Source organism: uncultured Campylobacter sp. (genome assembly GCF_938018035.1).
Lineage (GTDB): Bacteria > Campylobacterota > Campylobacteria > Campylobacterales > Campylobacteraceae > Campylobacter_B.
This window is the reverse complement of sequence record NZ_CALIJF010000131.1, coordinates 1-2,252: the sequence shown is the minus strand read 5'-3', so window position 1 is coordinate 2,252 and position 2,252 is coordinate 1. Positions and strand designations below refer to the sequence as shown.

Annotated in this window: 3 protein-coding genes; 1 reads left to right on the top strand and 2 read right to left on the bottom strand. The window is 30.4% G+C overall.

The annotated features are described in order from the left end of the window. Window positions 1-187, top strand: a 187-nt coding sequence (locus Q0257_RS04000; protein WP_298021832.1) for a hypothetical protein, incomplete at its 5' end; no start/stop codon positions are given. A 33-nt stretch (window positions 188-220) separates the two neighbouring features. Here Q0257_RS04000 and Q0257_RS03995 read toward each other — a convergent pair. Together Q0257_RS03995 and Q0257_RS03990 are read right to left on the bottom strand one after the other, a co-directional pair. Then, the gene (locus Q0257_RS03995; protein ID WP_298021829.1) at window positions 221-1,102 is read right to left on the bottom strand and encodes a hypothetical protein; all 882 of its coding nucleotides are present in this window, start codon (window positions 1,100-1,102) and stop codon (window positions 221-223) included. A gap of 37 nt (window positions 1,103-1,139) precedes the next feature. Then, the coding region (locus tag Q0257_RS03990) for an AAA family ATPase (RefSeq protein WP_298021827.1) at window positions 1,140-2,252 on the bottom strand (1,113 nt) is incomplete at its 5' end.

Sequence of the window (2,252 nt, the reverse complement as noted above, 5' to 3'; positions counted from 1 at the left end):
CAACACCAGCGATAGCAAATCAAACTCCACCGACGCTGCGAAGATCCGCCAGAGCGTGCTGCGCTTTAGGCTGCCGTATTTTACGACGATGAAGGCGGCGATCGCCGCTACGCGCTCGATCTGCTCGATAAAGGACGACTCTGCGCTTGAAGTTAAAACGCTGCAGGAGTATCTGCGCGGGGAGTAGTAAGTTGAAGTTTAGCAGCGGGATTTCTCGCTACTAATACAATAAGCCCAAGCTCTTACTTATATCCATTAAAAGCTTGCTTAGTGGTCTTTTATTGATATCTTTTTCATCTACATAAACTCCAATTATAAGTCTTAGTAAATCTTCTCGGTTATTAAAGACCTTCCCTTGGTAATTTTGCAAAAGCTCGTCAATATAGCTTTCCGTATAAATTTGAGATTTTTGTATAAGCTCCAAGATAAGATCTTTATGTCCTTCATATAATTCTTTAATCTTAAATATATCCATATTGTTTTTTACTTTTCCCTCTTCTTCTTTATTTAAGATGCCATAGTCTAGATCGATTTTTTCTTCATTATATAAAAAATTTACATCCCGGGGAATGTAGTAAAATTGAATATTATGGCTAAATGATTCCTCAAATGGATAATAAATTTCTTCTTCTTTTTGTGATTTTCTATGATTACAAATATGGCAACATGGAATTAGATTATAAATGGATATTGCAAAACAAGGATATAGTTCTTTTGGAAAAAAGTGGTCTAATTCAGCTGTCACAGCCCATCCTTTATTTCTTATTTTGAAATTTTTTATATAATTTCTATTGCAATATGGGCATACGGATATATTCAGGTTTTTTATGTATTTTATTTTGGTTTCACTGTCTATCTTTTTATAAAGATCTTTACCGTTAAAGTTAAATTTTATTCCATCTTTATCTATAAATTCTTTTATCTTTTTGATTTCTTTAAAATCGATATCTATTAAGCTTTCTAAATTTATCCTCCCATCATAATCTTTCAGTTTTGATTTTACCTCTTCATCAAATTGTTCTAATTTATTATTTTTAAATTTCTTCATAACACTCTTTTTAAATTCTTCTACAGTCTTATACTCCATATCTATTTTAATCATTTTTTTTTCTATTTCCTTAATTCGTTTTTTTAGTTTTTTATATCATTTTTTCGTCTATTCTACGAATACGCGCATCATTTAGCATCTGTCTAAGCTTGGTTTTTAAAATTGGCTCACCGATGAGCGATATAATATTTTCACAACTCTTTATTTCTTCGTCATCGAGACGCGGTTTATCTAGTATTTTTATAACGCTATCTATTTTTTCTTTTGCGAAATTCCCCATCAGTCCATTATTCATAAAAAATGCGTTTGCCAATAAAGTATGGATATTGGCTCCAAAGGTATTTATGTCCGGATAAACTTGTTTGCCGTTTTCTAAAAATACGATATTTCCATTTGGGATATCGGATATAATAAAAGGTGAATGCGAGGTTAGCGTCAGTAAAAATTTAAAATCTTTAAAATTTTCTAATAATTTTATAATTGAACTAAATAGCTCTTTTTGCCATAATGGGTGTAATCCGTTTTCTGCTTCATCCAAGATGATGTTAAAAATTTCTTTGCCATCTTTATGATAAAAATCTATATAAAAAATCAATGAATAAATAAGGCTTAATAGAGTTTTTTCTCCAAAGCTGAAATCCGAAAAGTGTCTTCCTGTTTCATCTATGACATCTAAATCGATGAATGAAGGTAGGCTAGATAAGATATCATTTAATTCATCATCGCTTCCGGATTTAAATTTCATCAAATCTAGTTTGCGATATTTTTCCATAGCATCAATTAATTTAGCTAGTTCATATACATCTTTGTGCAGAGTATTTTCTCTAAATAATGAGGCTATGCTCTTTTTATTCCGCAAATGTTCTTCTATCCAACTACTAGATAATAGCTCTCGAACAAATCCTTCAAATTTATTTTTGTCTTTATTTAAAACCCTAGGCTTGTGGTATAGTTCTTGTAACTCTAATTCTAAATCTGATCTTTCGTCTTTAAAAAAGTAAGTTTCTATTTTACCAGATTCGTTATCTTGATTACTCATAGATACAATAAATGCAAATAAGTATTTTTTTAGCGATTCTATAGATAAAGATAACTTTAATTGAAGTACTATATTACGAACTGTTGCATTTGAAATTCTACTTTCCAATACGCTCTGGTTTAAGGATATTTCTATATTATGAGGTATAAATTTAAGATTCTCTTT

What these genes read in the sequence shown, in the direction of transcription:
- Q0257_RS03995 (WP_298021829.1), bottom strand. Translation starts at nt 1,102, where the DNA reads ATGATTAAAATAGATATGGAGTATAAGACTGTAGAAGAATTTAAAAAG.